This is a genomic window from Microbacterium sp. LWO13-1.2 (genome assembly GCF_038397725.1).
GTDB lineage: Bacteria > Actinomycetota > Actinomycetes > Actinomycetales > Microbacteriaceae > Microbacterium.
Window position 1 is genome coordinate 1,477,069 of sequence record NZ_CP151634.1, and the last position, 16,185, is coordinate 1,493,253.

At 68.3% G+C, this 16,185-nt stretch carries 10 protein-coding genes; 3 read left to right on the top strand and 7 right to left on the bottom strand.

The features are described from left to right. Window positions 1–17: 17 nt before the first annotated feature. From MRBLWO13_RS07055 to MRBLWO13_RS07070, 4 genes are all read right to left on the bottom strand, one after another. Entirely contained in the window at window positions 18–902 is an 885-nt protein-coding gene (locus MRBLWO13_RS07055) for a carbohydrate ABC transporter permease (protein WP_341977373.1), read from the bottom strand. A 9-nt stretch (window positions 903–911) separates the two neighbouring features. Continuing rightward, on the bottom strand, window positions 912–1,769 hold the full coding sequence (locus tag MRBLWO13_RS07060) for a sugar ABC transporter permease (RefSeq protein ID WP_341978315.1): 858 nt from the start codon (window positions 1,767–1,769) through the stop codon (window positions 912–914). Between the two features lie 68 nt (window positions 1,770–1,837). Then, complete coding sequence (locus tag MRBLWO13_RS07065) at window positions 1,838–3,091, bottom strand: ABC transporter substrate-binding protein (RefSeq protein ID WP_341977375.1); 1,254 nt, start codon at window positions 3,089–3,091, stop codon at window positions 1,838–1,840. A 58-nt stretch (window positions 3,092–3,149) separates the two neighbouring features. After that, window positions 3,150–4,370 (bottom strand): Gfo/Idh/MocA family oxidoreductase, encoded by a 1,221-nt coding sequence (locus MRBLWO13_RS07070; protein ID WP_341977376.1) that lies wholly within the window; start codon window positions 4,368–4,370, stop codon window positions 3,150–3,152. 182 nt (window positions 4,371–4,552) lie between these two features. Between MRBLWO13_RS07070 and MRBLWO13_RS07075 the strand changes: the two genes are divergently transcribed. The 3 genes from MRBLWO13_RS07075 (at window position 4,553) to MRBLWO13_RS07085 (ending at window position 7,711) form a co-directional block, all read left to right on the top strand. Continuing rightward, entirely contained in the window at window positions 4,553–5,596 is a 1,044-nt protein-coding gene (locus MRBLWO13_RS07075) for a LacI family DNA-binding transcriptional regulator (protein ID WP_341977378.1), read from the top strand. A 199-nt stretch (window positions 5,597–5,795) separates the two neighbouring features. Continuing rightward, on the top strand, window positions 5,796–6,260 hold the full coding sequence (locus MRBLWO13_RS07080) for a GNAT family N-acetyltransferase (RefSeq protein WP_341977380.1): 465 nt from the start codon (window positions 5,796–5,798) through the stop codon (window positions 6,258–6,260). 185 nt (window positions 6,261–6,445) lie between these two features. Continuing rightward, window positions 6,446–7,711 (top strand): DUF222 domain-containing protein, encoded by a 1,266-nt coding sequence (locus MRBLWO13_RS07085; protein ID WP_341977382.1) that lies wholly within the window; start codon window positions 6,446–6,448, stop codon window positions 7,709–7,711. A 326-nt stretch (window positions 7,712–8,037) separates the two neighbouring features. Here MRBLWO13_RS07085 and MRBLWO13_RS07090 read toward each other — a convergent pair whose 3' ends face one another. The 3 genes from MRBLWO13_RS07090 to MRBLWO13_RS07100 form a co-directional block, all read right to left on the bottom strand. Further along, complete coding sequence (locus MRBLWO13_RS07090; protein WP_341977384.1) at window positions 8,038–10,215, bottom strand: family 43 glycosylhydrolase; 2,178 nt, start codon at window positions 10,213–10,215, stop codon at window positions 8,038–8,040. Next, window positions 10,209–13,109: an immunoglobulin-like domain-containing protein gene (locus MRBLWO13_RS07095; protein WP_341977386.1), complete on the bottom strand. Its 2,901-nt coding sequence runs from the start codon at window positions 13,107–13,109 to the stop codon at window positions 10,209–10,211. The genes MRBLWO13_RS07090 and MRBLWO13_RS07095 overlap by 7 nt, the downstream gene beginning before the upstream one ends. Window positions 13,110–13,200: 91 nt before the next feature. Further along, a complete protein-coding gene (locus MRBLWO13_RS07100; RefSeq protein WP_341977388.1) occupies window positions 13,201–16,155 on the bottom strand; it encodes an immunoglobulin-like domain-containing protein in 2,955 nt (984 codons plus the stop codon). Between the last annotated feature and the right edge of the window lie 30 nt (window positions 16,156–16,185).

Sequence of the window (16,185 nt, forward strand, 5' to 3'; positions counted from 1 at the left end):
GTCTGGTGTGTTCGAGGTCATTTCACGGCACCGCCGGTGGCGCCGGCCGCGATGAACCGTTGGGCGATGACGAGCAGCAGGATGGCGGGCAGTGATGACAGCACGGCGGTCGCCATGACGGCGCTCCAGTTCGAGACCTGCGAGCCGAGGTACTGGTAGATGCCGAGCGTCACCGGTCGCACGTCCTCGGTGGTGGTGAGGGTGAGGGCGAAGAGGAAGTCGCTCCACGAGAACAGGAAGGCGAACAGGCCGGCCGTGATCAGCGCGTTGCGGCTCACCGGTACGACGATCGAGACGAACGCGCGGACCAGGCCGGCTCCGTCCACTCGTGCGGCCTCGACGATGGATGGCGGGATGGTCTGCATCGACGCCCGCAGGATGAGGATCGCGAAGGGGATCGCGTGCGAGGCGTCGGCGAGGATGAGCCCGGGGATGGAGTTCAGCATGCCGAGATCGTTGTAGGCCGAGTAGAGGGCGTTCGCGATCACGATGCCAGGGATCATCTGTGCGATCAGGATGACGAGCAGAGCGATGCTGATCCACCGGAAGCGGAACTGCGCGAGTGCATAGGCGGCCGGGGCGGCGATCGCGAGGGTCAGCACGACGGTCCCGAGGGAGATCGCGAGGCTCGTGAGGAGGTGGCCGCCCTGGTCGGCGAACGCCTTCTCGTAGCCGGCGAAGCTGGGGTTGACGGGGAAGAAGTCGCCCGTGAGCGTGTTCCCCGACGGTTGCAGCGAGGCGTTCACCATCCAGTAGACGGGGAAGAGCATGATCGCGAGGATCACGATGCCGATGAACGTGTAGCCCAGGTGCCGCCGCGGGCCGGGTCGCCTGCGTGCGCCGGCCGGATCGAACGGCCGACGCCGCTGGGCCCCGCCGGTGACGATGCTGGTCGTGGTCATGGTCGGTCCTTACTCGTCGACGGCGCGGCGGTTGGCGCGCAGGTACACGATGGCGAAGAGCAGCGAGATGACGATCAGGATGTTGCTGAACGCCGCCCCGACACCGAACTCGAAGTTCACGAACGACTCCTGGTAGCTCCGGACCGCGAGGGTCTGGGTCGCGTTCGCCGGCCCGCCGTTCGTGAGCCCGAGGATGATGTCGAGCACCTTGATCGTGTACACGACGCCGAGGACGAGGACCACGCTCACGACGGGCCGGAGGTTCGGCCAGGTGATGTGGCGGAACGCCTTCCAGCCGGTGGCACCGTCGAGTGCGCCCGCCTCGTACAGTTCGTCGGGGATGTCCTGCAGTCCGCCGTAGAGGATGGTGACGTTGAACGGGATGCCGATCCAGATGTTCACGAGCACCACGGCGAGCAGCGCGACCGACGGACTGGTCAGCCACGGGACTCCGGAGAGGCCGATCGACTCCAGTGCGGCATTGAGGACGCCGCTGTCCTGATCGAGGATCGAGCGCCAGGTCGCGCTCGAGACGATCAACGGCAGCAGCCAGGGGAGCAGCAGCATCGCCCGCAGGAACGAGCTCAGCGGGAAACGCCTCTTGAAGAACACGGCGAGGGCGAGCCCGATGAGGAACTGCCCGGCGATCGAACCGATCGTGAACAGTGCCGTGTTCAGCAGGGCCGGCGTGAACAGCTGCGAACCGAACACGGTCGCGTAGTTCGCGAACCCGACCCAGGGCGCCTCGCCGGTGAAGAAGGTCTTCGTCGTGTACTCCTGCAGGCTCATCGTGATGTTCTTGACCACGGGGTAGCCGAAGAACAGGACGATGTAGAGCGCCGCGGGCAGGACGAAGCCGAGTTTCACGAGCTCCTCGCGCCGGAAGCGGCGGGAGTGCGTCCGGCCGCTTCCGGCGATGCTGCTGCTCACCAGGATCAGCCCGCCGCTGCCTGCTCGAACGCCTCGGAGGGCGTCGCCTGCCCGGTGAGGGCGAGCTGGATGGCGGTGTAGATCTCGGTGGCGGCTTCCGGCCAGTCCTCGCCGAGCTCGCCGGTGCGTGAACGGGCGTTCGCGACCTGCTCGGTGAAGGCTGCCATCTCCGGCACCTTCGCCACGTACTGCTCCGCCAGGGCGGTCTTCGTCGGGACGGTGAAGCGGGCCTCGGCGAGTGCGAGCTGGTTCTCGTCGTTCGAGATGCACTCGACGAACTCGGCCGCCTTTGCCTGCTTGGCGTCATCGCCTGTCACCGGGACGGTCCACACCTCGCCGCCGAGGGGTGCGACCGGTGTCTGGCCGGCCTGGTTGACCGGCACCTGGACGCTGCCGTAGTTCAGGTCGGCGTCTGCGCTGAGCGCCGGGATCTGCCACGGTCCGTTGATCATCATCGCGGCCTTGCCGGCCATGAACTGGTCGTTGACGTCGGCCTGGGACCAGTTGATGACGCTCTTCGAGGCGGAGCCGGACTCGACGAGGTCGACCTGCAACTGGAGGGCCTCGGCGACCGCGGGTGACGTGAGATCCGTCTCATCGCCGCCGTTGGTCCACATGAACGGAAGGAACTGCCAGCTGCCCTCATAGGTGGCGATCGAGCTGAACGCCAGACCGTACGTGTCGCCCTCGGTGAGCGCGGCCGCTGCGGTCTTGAGCTCGGCCCAGGTGGTCGGCGGGGTGATGCCCTTGGCGGCGAGAAGATCCTCGTTGTAGAACAGGCCGATGGTGTTCACGGTCGGGGCGAGTCCGTAGACCTCGCCCTCGTAGCTGGCGGCGTCGAGGATGCCTTGCGCGAACCCCGATGTGTCGACGTCGTAGTCGCTGAGCGGAGACAGGCCGCCGGTCGCGGCGATCTCCTGGACATCGGGATTGTCGAGCATGAGGACGTCCGGCAGCGTCTTGGACGATGACTGCTGTAGGACCTTCTGGATGAGGTCCTTGCCGGGGACGGTCTCGCGTTTGATCGTGACGCCGATCTCGTCGGCGCAGCGGTCGAGCGCGTCGCCGACCAGAGTCTTGTCGGGCTCGTTGTTGTAGTAATCGAGGATGGTGAGGGTGTCCGGGTCGCCGCCGGATGCCGCGCCGCCGCCGCCACAGGCGGTCAGGGCGAGCGGGGCGATCGCGAGGATCGCGAGCGAACCCATGACGCGCGGCCTGCGGAGCGGCCGGCGGGGGTTCGATGTGCTGGTGGATCTCATATCGTGGCTCCTTTGCCTGGTGAGGGTGCGTGCGGCGTCGGTGGTGCGGGTCGTTCTGTCAGTGGGGGATCTCGGTCCACGCGGCGTCGGCCGCTGCGCTCGCCGCGACGGCGGTGAGGATGCGCTGCACGATGAGACCGTCGGCGAATCCGGGTGCCGGCGCGCGGCCGGCGGCGAGGTCGCGGGCGAAGTCGGCGACCTCGTGCACGAAGGTGTGCTCGTAGCCGAGGCCGTGGCCGGCGGGCCACCACGCTGCTGCGTAGGGATGCCCCGGCTCGGTCACGAGGATGCGGCGGAACCCCGCCTCCTCTGCCGGGAGCGTGTGGTCGTGGAACTGGAGCTCGTTCATCCGCTCGAAATCGAAGGAGATCGAACCGAGTGATCCGTCGACCTCAAGGCGCATGGCGTTCTTGCGTCCCGAGGCGAAGCGGGTCGCCTCGAAGGATGCGAGTGCGCCGCCGTCGGTGCGGCCGATGAAGACGACCGCGTCATCGACGGTGACACGTCCCATCGCCCGGTCGTCGCCCGACCCGCTGTCTGCGGAGGCGCTCAGACCGCTGGAGGCGGTCGGAAGCGGGCGCTCCGTCACGAAGGTGGACGACAGGGCGCTCACGCCGGTGAGCTCGTGCCCGGTCACGAATCGGGCGAGATCGATGATGTGCGCGCCGATGTCGCCCAGCGCCCCGGAGCCCGCCTGCTCGGCATCGAGTCGCCACACGAGGGGGAACTCGGGGTCGACGATCCAGTCCTGCAGGTACTGCGCACGGATGTGGCGGATGGTGCCGAGCCGCCCATCCTCGATCAAGCGCTTGGCGTAGGCGAGCGCGGGAGTGCGGCGGTAGCTGAAGCCGACCATCGCCTGCACGCCTTTCACTGCGGCGCGCTCGGCTGCGGCCGCCATCCGTTCGGCCTCCTCGACGGAGTTGGCCAGCGGCTTCTCGCAGAGCACGTGGATGCCGGCGTCGAGGGCGGCGATCGCGATCTCCGCGTGCAGATGCCCGGGGGTGCAGATGTCGATCACATCGATGTCGCCGCGGGTCAGCAGCGCGCGCCAGTCGGTCTCCACGTCGGCGATGCCGAACTTGTCGGCGAAGGCGCGAGCAGCGCCGGCGTCGCGGCCGCTGACGGCGACGAGCTCGACGCCGTCAGCGAGATCGAAGAAGCGGGGAGCGGTGGTCCAAGCCTGCGCGTGGATGGTGCCCATGAAGCTGTAACCGATGATCGCGACGCGGAGTGCGTGACCGGGACGAGGGTCGGTGTCGGGCCCGGTGGGTGTCATCGCGGCTCCTTCGCCGGTCGAGGTCGTGGTACCCGTCACCGAATAGTTAACCGGTTTACTGGGCGCTTCGGAGACCAGCTTGCCTCGGGGGCTCAGCCAAAGTCAAGAGAAATTTAACCGGTTTACTGCATCGGGATCCGTGAGAGACTGACCGAGGATCGACAGTGGGGAAACGAGGATTCATGGCAACGATGCGTGACGTCGCGCGGCTCGCCGGTGTCTCCGTCGCCACTGTCTCATTCGTCGTGAATGACTCCAAGCCGGTTGCTCCGGGCACCAGGCTTCGCGTCGAGGCGGCGATGGCCGAACTCGATTTCCGTCGCAACGCCGTGGCGCGGGCGCTCGCCAGCCGCCGCACGCGCATCATCGCGCTGCTGTTCCCCGTCCTGCAGCACCGTCTCTCGGACACCGCCGCCCGATTCTTCACCGGAGCCGCCGAGGCTGCGTCCGAGCTCGGGTACACGGTCGTCCTCTGGCCGGTGGCGAACGACTCCGACTCCCTGCGCGAGCTCACATCGGACGGGCTCGTCGACGGCGTCATCCTCATGGAGGTGCAGCTCGACGACCACCGGATCGATCAGCTGCTCGCCGCGAAGACCCCGTTGACCCTCATCGGCCGCAACCGCGATCCGTCCGGCCTCGACTACGTGGACGTCGACTTCGAGGGCATGGTCGAGCAGTCGATCGACCGCCTGCAATCGCTCGGGCACCGGGACTTCGTCCTGCTCGAGGAGTCCGAGAGTCCGGGTCTCGAAGGGTATGGCCCGGCCGTCCGCGTGGACGAGACGTTCCATGCCGTCTGCGCGGCGCGCGGTTTGCGCGGGCGGACGCTCCGGTGCACGGCGACTCCGGCCGCCGGGCGCGCATTCGCATCGACACTGATCGCTGAGGCGCCCGAGGCGACGGCGATGCTCGTCCTCAACGAACACGCCGCAGTCGGTCTGGTGAGCGGGCTCGGCAGGCTGGGCGTATCCGTCCCTCGCGACCTGTCGGTCGTCCTCATAGGGTCGACGATCGAGATCTCCGCCATGGCGGATCCCGAACTGGCTGTCGTGGTCTCGCCGGCCGCAGAACTCGGTCGGCTGGGTGTCGAGACGCTCGTCGGTCGGCTCGACGGCACGCTGGGCGCCCTCCGCCACGAACTCCTGATGGGGGAGTTCCACGAGGGCGAGTCCCTTGCGCCTGCCCCGGCCGCTCGTGGTGACCTCGGGAGGACAGCTATTTGAGGGGAGGGGAATCACCGCGATTCCTCCGGCCGTCATCGAGCTACTGTGTCCGATCTTGCCGGCAAGGCGTTCTGGTGGCCACCAGCAGGCGTGTCGAGCGTGCGTGAACCGGATTGTCAACCTGCCGTGAACGATCGTTTGCGGCAGGCCGTCGCTAGCGGCTGGCGTCTCGCGCGTCATCGCGTGCATAGTGAGACTCGTGAGTGATTTGCACATACGGGGGGCAAGGGCCGAGGAGCATAGCGAGATCTCCGCGTTGGCGTTGCGTTCGAAGGGCCACTGGGGATACTCGGCCGAGTTTCTTGAAGCGTGCCGAGCTGAGCTGACGTTCGATGCGACCGTCTGCGGATCTGGACTGATGTGGGTCGTGGAGCAGGGCGACACGGTTCTTGGCTTCTGCCTCTTGGGAGGTGAGCCGAATGACGGCGAACTGTCGGCGTTGTTCATTGATCCGTCTGCGATAGGCACCGGCTGCGGCCGAATGCTGCTTGAGCATGCCCTGCACGCCGCGCGGGCCGCAGGGTTCACGCGCCTGGAACTCGACGCTGATCCCGGTGCGGAGTCGTTCTATCTACGATTCGGTGCTCGACGGATCGGTACCACGCCTAGCGGTTCCATTCCCGGCCGCGAGCTTCCGCGTCTCGCATTCGTCGTCACTGAGTAGTCGGGAACCGTGCACGGAGGCGGTCGTTGACAGCCCTGGACCACACCGCGACTGATCGTTATCAGCGGGGAGGTGGTCGATCTATTACCGCCGTTGAGCCGTCGTTATCCAAGTGTGATTCTCGGGGCAGTTATGCCCCCTGATCTGGGGTTGGAATGTCGGTGGCCCCTGGTGTACTGGGGGTTATGACGGCGTTGATGGATGCGACAGTGGAGCAGGTGGCGACGCTGGCTGCGCTCACCGACTCGGTCGTGGAGATCGAGCGCACGATCAGTAGTCTGCAGGCCGCCAGGGACGGGATGCTCGCCCTCGGCTCCCGGGTCGCTCTTGACGTCGCCCAGCAGGCCGGGCACCCCGATTACGGCGACATGGCGTTGCGGACGGTCGCGGCGGAGATGGGTGCCGCGCTGCGGGTCAGCGACCGGACGGTGCAACGACGGATGACGGAAGCATCGTTCCTGGTGGAGCAGTTCCCGTCGGTGTGGCAGGCGCAGGGCGCCGGGCGGATCAGCGCTGGGCATGCCCGTGTCATTGTTGACGCCGCCGAACATCTTGAGGATCCGGCCGCGCGGGACGCGTACTCGGAGCAGATGATCGAATTCGCCGAGACGGAGTCCCCGAATCGGGTGGGGCGGATGGCCCGACGGGTCGCAGAACGGTTGCAGGTGCGTCCGATCCAGGACCGGCACCAGGATGCCCTCGACGAGCGGGGCGTGTGGGCGAGAGACGATGCCGCTGGGATCGCGGAGTTCGGTCTGCGCGGGCCCGCCGCGCTCGTGCACGGAGCGTTCGACCGGGTCACGTCAATGGCGAAGGCGGTGCAGGGGCAGGCGGACGCCGGTGACGAGCGCACGCTCGATCAGATCCGCTGCGACCTCGCCCTCGACCTCCTCCTCACCGGGACCCCCGCCGGACACGACACCCCTGAGGCTCTCCTGGCCGGAATCACCGCGCACGTATCGGTCACCGTACCGATCACGACGCTGATCGGCGTCGGCACGACTCCGGCGGAGTTGAACGGTCGCACCCCGATCGACCCCGCCACCGCCCGGCGGCTTGCCGGGGCTGCATCCGGGTGGGACCGGATCCTCACGCACCCGATCACCGGCGGGTTGCTCGCCGTGGACCGATACCGGCCTTCTGCACACCTCAAGCGACTGCTGCGGGCACGGGATCAACGCTGCCGCTTCCCCACCTGCGGACTCCCCGCCGCGGATTGCGACATCGATCACAATCAGGATGCAGCCTTGGGCGGGGCGACCAGCGAGGAGAACCTCGGAGATCTCTGCCGCCGACATCACGTCCTCAAACACAACTCCCCATGGCACGTCGAACAACTCGAAGGCGGTGTCTTCGCGTGGACCAGCCCCACCGGGAAGGTCTACCTCGATCGGCCACCACCCCCGAATACCGTCATCTTCACTGAAGATGACACCCCACCGCCCTTCTGAACCGGGGGAGAGGGGCGGCCCATGACCCAGAAGTAATTTCGGGTCAGCGTGAATGTCGGGCATCGAGGTGACACCGAGCACACCCGCCGAATGTGGGCCGCGTCGTGCGTGGTGGGCGAGCATAGCGAGCCGAGGGGCGAGCGTAACGGTGAGTGCGTGAGCATGACGGCCTGATCAGGTGGTGGGCCGGAATCTGACGTACCCGGCCGGAACCTGACGGGCTTGGCCTGAACTGACGGGCCCGAGCGCGACGGCCCGAACCTGCCGATCACTATTGACCATGCGAAGGGCCGGCCAGGTTCTCCCCGGCCGACCCGGCGCCGGACTCAGCAGCCCTTCGCCGCGTAGGCAGCAGACACGGTCGCGCTCCCTGTCGGCCCCGTCGCGGTGACCTGCACCGACCCTGCCGGCAGCGAGGCCACCCTGGTGTTGAAGGACGCACTGCGCGATTCGCCGGTCGCGAGAGCGAACGACTTCGTGCCGTAGGTGCTCGTCGCGGTGATGTCGAGCACGACGGCATCCGCATTGCGCACCGTCGCGACGACGACCGCCTTGCCTGCCACGCAGCGCGTCGCGGCAGTGGCCTCCACTGTGACGACCGGTGCCACCGGATCCGGCGCGACCGACGACAGCCGGAACCGCTGGCAGTCGTTATTCAGCACGCTGTACTGATGCACGCGCGTGCCGTCGGAGACGGCGCAGAACGAGAGATCCAGTGCCTTGCCGCTCGTGCCGTTGCGGAACTCGATGACACCGTCGCCCGAGACCAGCACTCGCCACGTGCTGCCAGCGATGCCGCAGGCGCCCTGCGTGACGGCGACGGAGTCGGCAGTCGACCCGCCGCTCACCGCGAGGCACTTCTCCGGTGCCGAGCCGAGGTGCATCTCGGATTCGCCGTTCGCCGCGGTCGTGAACGTGACGCTCTGGCAGGCAGTACCGGTGTACTCGCGCTGTTGCAGGATCGCACCGTCTGCACTCGAGCAGTTCGGCACTTCGAGCGCCTTGCCCGAGACGATCGAGGTGACCGCGACAGCGCCGGCCGGGCGCAGCGCCCAGTCCTGGGCGGCCGAGGCATCCGCCGCCGACTGCACGATCGCCCCGTCGCCCGCCGCGAGAGCCTTGCCACTCGTGCGGTTCGTCAGCATCGACCAGCCGCCCGTCGTCGGGGTCACCGTCCACTGCTGGCACCCCGAGGTGCGGAACGGTGTCTGCTGCACCGCCGTGCCCTCGGCGGAGGCGCAGTCGAGAGGACCGAGAGTCATACCGCTCGCCGCGCCGACGAGGCGCAGATATCCGTCACCGGTCGAGTCGAGCACGAAGCGCGACCGCGACGAGGAGCAGTCTCCGGGCGCGAGCGCCGCTCCGTCGGCATCCGATCCCACCGTGGCGCACTGACCGGTGCTGCGGCTGACGAGGTTCCAGCGCGCCCCTTCGACCTGCGCCGTGATCGGCGCGTTCTCGCCGCTCGGCACCATCACCGCGGTGGTGGTGGCCTGAGGGATGCCGAAGTCGGGCTCGCCGGCTGCATCCCAGGTCACCTCCTGCGCTCGCGCCGAGCGTTCGCGGCTGCATCCACCATCCGGTCGGGCGTTGGCGTGGTACAGATTCCACGTCTCGGTGCCGTCCGGCGAGGTGAAGAAGTCGTTGTGACCGGTGCCGTAGGCGCCGTTGGCCTTCGAGAACACCGGCCCGTCGCTCTTCTGCCACGATGACGACAGCACCGGGTCGCCCCCGAGGTACTCGAGCGTGCCGAGCTGGTAGTCCTCGGTGCCGCAGAAGCTCGCCGAGTAGGTGACCCAGGTTCGCCCGTCCTTCTGCAACGCGATCGGTCCCTCGTTCACGGGCTGGCCGATCGTCTCCCAGGCCTCGACCGGCTGGGACAGGATGTTCAGAGGTCCGGTCGCGGTCCAGGGGTCCGACATTCGGGCGATGTAGTTGCTCTGCAGCCCGTCCGGCGCGAACGCCGACCAGAGCACGAAGAGCTCGCCGTTCAGCTCCATGTAGGAGCCGTCGATGTTCCAGTCGTCGGTCGGGATCGGCCGGCCCTTGTAGGTGTACGGACCCATCGGGTCATCGGCTGCACTCTCGATGACCTGCAGGTGCTGAGTGCCGTAGTTGCCCGCGACGCCCATCGTGTACATCAGATACCAGCGCGTGCCGTTCGGCCCCGCGATCCGCGCGAGTTCCGGAGCCCACATGTTCCCGTTGCGCCCGGCGTTGGTGTCGGAGTAGACCGTGACTGGCTTGGTGGTGCCGAGCGCGGCGAGCGTCGGCGCCTTGCGCATCACCACCCTGTTGTCCCACGTCGTCGACACCATGTAGTAGTTGCCGTCGTGGAACTCGATCGTCGGATCGGCCGTGTCTGGAGCGAGCGGATTGGTGAACGTGTCCTCGCCGACGGCCTGCGCGGCGGGCGCCTGTGCGACCCCGGCCGCGCCGAGAGCGCCCAGCGCGATCGCCGCGGTCAGCGCGATGTGCAGCGCGGTGCGGATGGGTTTCAGCATGAGCGACCTCCGTAGCTTGCGGTCGAGACGGCGCCGTCGACGGTGCCGGAGATCTCGCCGGCTGGTGCCGTGGCGAGACGGGATGAGAAGGATGCCGAGGCGCTCGATCCCGCGGCGACGGTGAGCGTGCGCGTCCCGTACGGTGATGCCACCACGACGGACGCCGACTGCGACGCCGCATTCGCGACCGTCGCGACGACGACCGCTTTTCCGGCCACGCAGCGCGTCGAGGCGACGACACTGATTCCCGGGGTCACGGTGACGGTCGCCGTCACCGGCATCCGCGATTCGTCCTGAGCGACGCCTCGAACGGTGAACGTGCCGGTGGTCGCATAGTCCTCCGGATCCATGCCCTCCCAGGCGACGGATGCGGTCTTCACCGTGCCGTCGGCCGTGGTCAGCCGCGCATCCGGCAGCACCGGTGCAGTGCCTGCCCGCGTCGACACCGCGATCGGGTCGACCTGCGCGACGGCGATCGCCGGCGCGTACGCCTCGAGCACCTTCTCGTACTCGGAGCGGGTCACCGGCAGCACCGTGCCGTGACGCGGCTTGCCCCCATCGCTGTTCTGCGGCAGGTTCGCGCGCAGCGTCTCGCCCAACGGCTGCCAGGAGTCGCCGTCCGTGATGTCGGTCGAGCCGAACGGGATGTAGTGGTTCGGTCCGCCGTGGTAGGACGGCTGGTCGATGAACAGGTACCAGTCGAAGCCGTTCACATCACCGGGGTTCGACGGGAACACGCTCGGTCCCTCCCCGTGGGTGTAAGTGCCGCCCGGTTCGCCGTTCGGCAGGCCGGTGGCCACCTCGTCCTTGATCAGCGTCCACTCGTCGGCCGGCCCGGTCGTACCGGGGTACGTTCCCGAGATCGGTGCGAGCAGGTCGGTCGACTTCTCCAGGCGCAGCGTCATCGACGACTCGTCCTTGCTGAAGCGGTAGTACGTGCCGTCCTTCTTCGCGACGGTCGAGTCGATGGTTCCCCAGTTGTTGTTGACGACGTCCGTCCAGACCTGCGGTTCCGAGAAGGTCACGAAGTCGTCGGTCGTGACGTACATCATGCGGTTGTAGGTGACGCCGGTGCGGTCGGCGGGATCGGCGGTGGGGTACAGGTTCGATGCCCAGAACACGACGTAGCGGCCGAGTTCGTCATCCCAGTACGCCTCGGGCGCCCAGGTGTTCCCGGCGAACGGCGATGAGACCTCGACGTGCCGTTGCGCCGACCAGTTCACCAGGTCGGTCGATTCCCACACCTCGATCGAGCGGGAGCCGGAGATCTGCGCCGTCGTGAAGCCCCCGGGGAGTCCGGCTACCTTCAGGTCGGTGGCGAGCATGTAGAACTTGTCGCCCTCGTGCGAGCGGATGATGAACGGGTCGCGCAGTCCCTGCGTGCCCTGGGTGGAGGTGAAGATCGGCTCGCCGTCGTTCAGGGTGTTCCAGCGGAGTGCGTCGTTCCCCTGAGACGCGGCGAGACTGACGCGTTCGGCGCCGGCCCCCTCACCGGTGAAGAAGGCCCAGACATAGGCCTCCGGGTCGGCGGATGCTGCGGGCATCGGGCGCACCGTCAGCGTGAATTCGCGCTCGGCTGTCGCCGAGCCGCTGGTCGCCGTGGCCGTGAGGACCACGTCGACGGCCGCGGCATCCGCTGCCGGACGGGTGATCGACACGGTCGCCGAACCCGCCTTGACCCCGTCGCGGATCTCCGCGTGCGCGGAACCCGACGTGACTGACCAGGTCAGCGTCGAGCCGTGCGCCCCCGTCGTGGGGACGGCGATGCTGGTGCGGATGTCATCAGTCGCGCCGAGGTCGACGGCGGCGATGTCGGCCTCCGCCTTTGCGGCATCCGTGAGCTCAGCGGGGATCGTGACCGTATAGGTGCGGGTCGTGCTCTCCCCAGCGGCCGTGAAGGTCGCGGTGAGAGTGGCGGTTGCGTCTGCCGACCCCGCTGCGGGCCGGACGACCGCGGCATCGCCGCCGATGATCGTGACGGCGGCATTGTCGGATGCCCACGAGATCGTGGCCCCGCTGGCAGCCGTCGGCAGGGTGAAATCGGCATCGGCGGTGGCCGGCACCGTCACCGCGGCGACCGCGCGCTCGAGCGCCTGATCGGCGAACACCTGCTGCACGTCGGCGGCGCTGAGCGCTTCGCCGTACACCGCGAAGTCGTCGACGTCGCCGGCCCAGCCAGGGTCGTTGTAGGTCGATCGGCCGAGGTACGACACCAGCTGCGATCCGAACGACGACACGTCGCGGTTCAGCGCCTGCTGTGCGATCTGGGTGCCGTTCACGTAGACGGTGAGCTGCTTGCTCGCCCCGTCGATCACAGTCGTGTACAGCGACATCGTGGCTGGCGTGCGGATGCCGGAGGTGGCGGCGTTCGTGGAGCCGGGACCGACTTCGGTGCCCCAGGGCGCACCGGCGTTCACGGTGCCGGTGACGACCGACTTCACGTACCCGCTCGGGTTCGCGGGGTTGAGCAACCAGTACCCGCTGGAGTACGAAGCGCCAGAGGCGACCGGGGCGCCGATGAAGGCCGCTGCCGTGTTCCCGGGGCCGGAGCGACCGGCGAGCCATGTCGACACCGTCAGCTGCTGCTTTCCGGTGAGCTGCGCCGTCGGGATCTCCAGATACCCGGCGGTGCCGCGCGTTCCGCCCGGCAGCGACAGCCGACCGTCTGCGACGGCGGCTCCGCTCTGCCGGATGATGCCGTCGTTGCCGTTGCCCGATGAATCGGCCACGATGCCGCTCTCGGCGGCGTCGAAGGTGTAGTGGATGAGCGGGGTGGGGCCGTCGGCGGCGAAGGTCGCAGATGGTGACGTGGTCACGCCGATGGCGATGACCGTCGCGGCGGCGGCGGTGAGGGCCGCCGCTCTGCGCACGCGCTGGCTGAAGGTGCCGTTCATGATCTCCTCTGATCAGTCTGGGGTGTTCGGGTTCGGGCGGATTCAGCCACCCGTGGGCGCATCCGTCGGACGACGGATGCACCCGAGTGGTTCAGCCGCAGGCTCCCGGAGGTATCGGCGCGGAGCCTTCGTAGCGCTGGCCGTCAGCGGCGATGCCGGTCACGGTCGCCGTGCCGCTCGTGATCGACGCGAGGCGCGTCGGGAACGAGGTCGAGGCTGCAGCCCCCGCGGCGATGGTGGCGGTCTTCGTGCCGAACGGGGTGCGGATCACGGTGTCGGCGGGAACGGTGTCGAGATTGCGAACGGTGACGACGACCTGCGCCTTGCCGGCGACGCAACGCACGGCGGTCGAGGCGGTGAGGTCGAGGTCGCCGGCCACGGTCTCGGCGGTCGACGTCGAGGTCGCGACGGCGCCGTCGGCGTATCCGTCGTAGGTGGCCGTGACGGAGGTCACTCCTGCGGGCACCGTGACGGTGGCCGCCGCATCCGCGAGCGTCGCAGACTGCGTCCAGCCGTCGCCCGAGAACGTGACGGTGCCAACGACCTCGCCGTCGTCGGCCGCCGTCACCGTGGCTGTGGCCTCGCGGCCATTCACCGTGAGCTCCGTCGCCGAGGCGACAGCCGCGATCGAGGTCCAGTCGTGCATCGCGGTGAGCACCGTCTGCGGCACGCTCACGAACGCCCCGTGGCGCGGGCTCGCGGGGAGTCCGCCGGCCGGGCGCACGTTCCACTCGGGCCGCTTCGAGAGTCGATCGGCCTGCGTGCTCGACGCGATCTCGTCACCGGTGGTCACGAATGCCCGGTAGCCCCCGGCGCCGTAGTTGTCGACGAGGAAGACATAACCGTCGCCGCCGGTGTTGCTCGGGTCGCCGGCGTTCAGCTTCACGATCTCCGGGCCTTCGCCGGCCTGCCCCGTCTCCAGCCCCGTCATCCGGGTGTCGGTGAGCTGCCAGGTCTGCGTGGGATCCGCGTTCCAGTTCGAGGTCGTGGTCGGCGCGGTCAGTACCTTCGACCGCTCCAGGAAGATGTCCTTGCCCGCTTCGAGGGGGCCGGCCGCGCCGCCGTCCTCGTTCTTGGTGAACCGGTAGTAATACTCGCCGATCTTGGTGACCGTCGAGTCGATGCGCGCGAAACCGGTGTCCTGCCACGTCGCCGGTGGAGAGGTGAACGTCTGGAAATCGCGCGTCAGGACGGCGAACATCCGCGCGTGCAGATTGTCGGAGTTCGTGTGCGAGGCGTCCGAGTACAGACGTGAGGCGAAGAAGACGACGTACGACTGCAAGTCGTCGTCCCAGTACGCCTCGGGCGCCCAGGTCATCCCGGCCTCTGGCTGGTTGATCGTGATGCCGGTGTTCTCGCCGTTGGTCCTGTCCCAGTGCACGAGATCGGTGGATTCCCAGACCTCGACCTTGAGGCTGCCTTCGGACTGCGCCGGTCCCCAGCCGGTTCCGCAGCCGATGCAGAGGTCGGTGGCGATCATGTAGTACTTGTCGCCGTCGTGCGAGCGCAGGATGTACGGGTCGCGGAGTCCCCGGGTATCGGTCGTCGATGTGATCACCGGAGCGCCGCCGTTGACGGGTGAGAAGGTGAAGAAGTCGTTGCCGCTCGTCGCCGCCTGGTAGATCTTCTCATCGGAGTCGGAGCGGAAGTACGCCGCCGCATAGCCGGCATCTGGGGCGGTGCGGGCGCGTTCGGCCACCGCGACCGAGAATTCGCGTTCGATCGTCGTGCCGCCCGCCGTCGCGTGCGCGGTGAGGGTCACGGACCGGTCGCCCGCTCCGTATGCCGGCCGGCTGACGATCCCGCCTCCGCGGTACGGGTCGGACATGCCGGCGGCCGGGGCCGTGTAGCCGGGGTCGGTGGGGGAGACCAGTGACGCATCGGACGACGTCCAGGTGATCTGCGAGCCGTCCACGGATCCGGTGGTCACCAGCGGGAGGTTCTCCGTCGTGCGCGGTGCGAGGGCGATGGCGTCCAGGTCGGCGGATGCCGAGGGTGCGACGACCACGGCCGTCAGCTGGATGCTGGTGCCGAGCGACGTGGTCGCCGTGAGCTGCACGGAGGTGTCGGACGAGATGGCGCGGGAGACCGTGCCGGTGGCGGAGATGACGGACGGGTCGGAGCTCGACCAGGTGAGCGTGATCCCGTTCGACGACGCGGGCAGCACGAGGTCGCTGCGGACCGCATCCAGCGAGGCGTTCTCTCCCCGCACGACTGCCGGCAGATCCAGTCGCAGCAGGGCGTCGGTGCTGGCAGCCTTCCGCTCGGCGGTGGGCATGCTCGCGGTCACCTGCTCGGGGGTCAGTGAGGTGTCCCAGAAGCGCACATCGGTGACATCCGCCTGCAGCAGCGGGTCAGGCGCGTAGAGCGAGCGGCCGAGGTAGCCGAGGGTGCTGCCCGTCGGCACGATCGAGGAGAGGCTGTAGGCGTGCGTCACGGTCGAGATCTGCTGGCCGTCGCGGTAGAGGGTGATCCGGTCGCCGCTTCCGACCATCGTGATCGTGGAGAATCCGGGGTTCAGGCCGCCGCCGGCGGGAACGCGCACCTCGCCGTTGCTCGAACCGGTCTTGACCCGGATGCCGGAGAGGACCTGGCCGCTGTACGAACCCTCTGCCGAGCGCGGATTCACGAACACGTGGTTGCCGAGTGCGGTGGTGTTCCACGCGCCGACGCCGTCTCCGATGACCCAGCCGAACTGGTTGCCTGACGTCGATGCCGACACGGTGTACTCCACGGTGAAGGCGTTGTCCGTGCCGGTCACGAGGCCCTGCGGCAGCGCCGCATATCCGTCCCGCTTGAAGCGCAGCACCGCATCGCCGTCGGCGTCGGTGAATGAGGCGTCCGTCAGGCCGGTGAGCGTCGCGTCGCGGCCGTTGCCGGAGACATCCAGCAGAGTGCTGCCGGAGTGGGACATGTCGTAGTGCGCGGTCGGCGCGGGGACGTCGGCCGCAGACGCGGCAGGGGCGAGGGTGCACAGCGAGGCTGCCAGACCGACGCTGATCCCGGCGGCGAGCAGTCGCCGGGAGCGGGTTTCGGGTGTTCTCATGCGAAAGTCCTTGTCATCGTTGACGGTCGG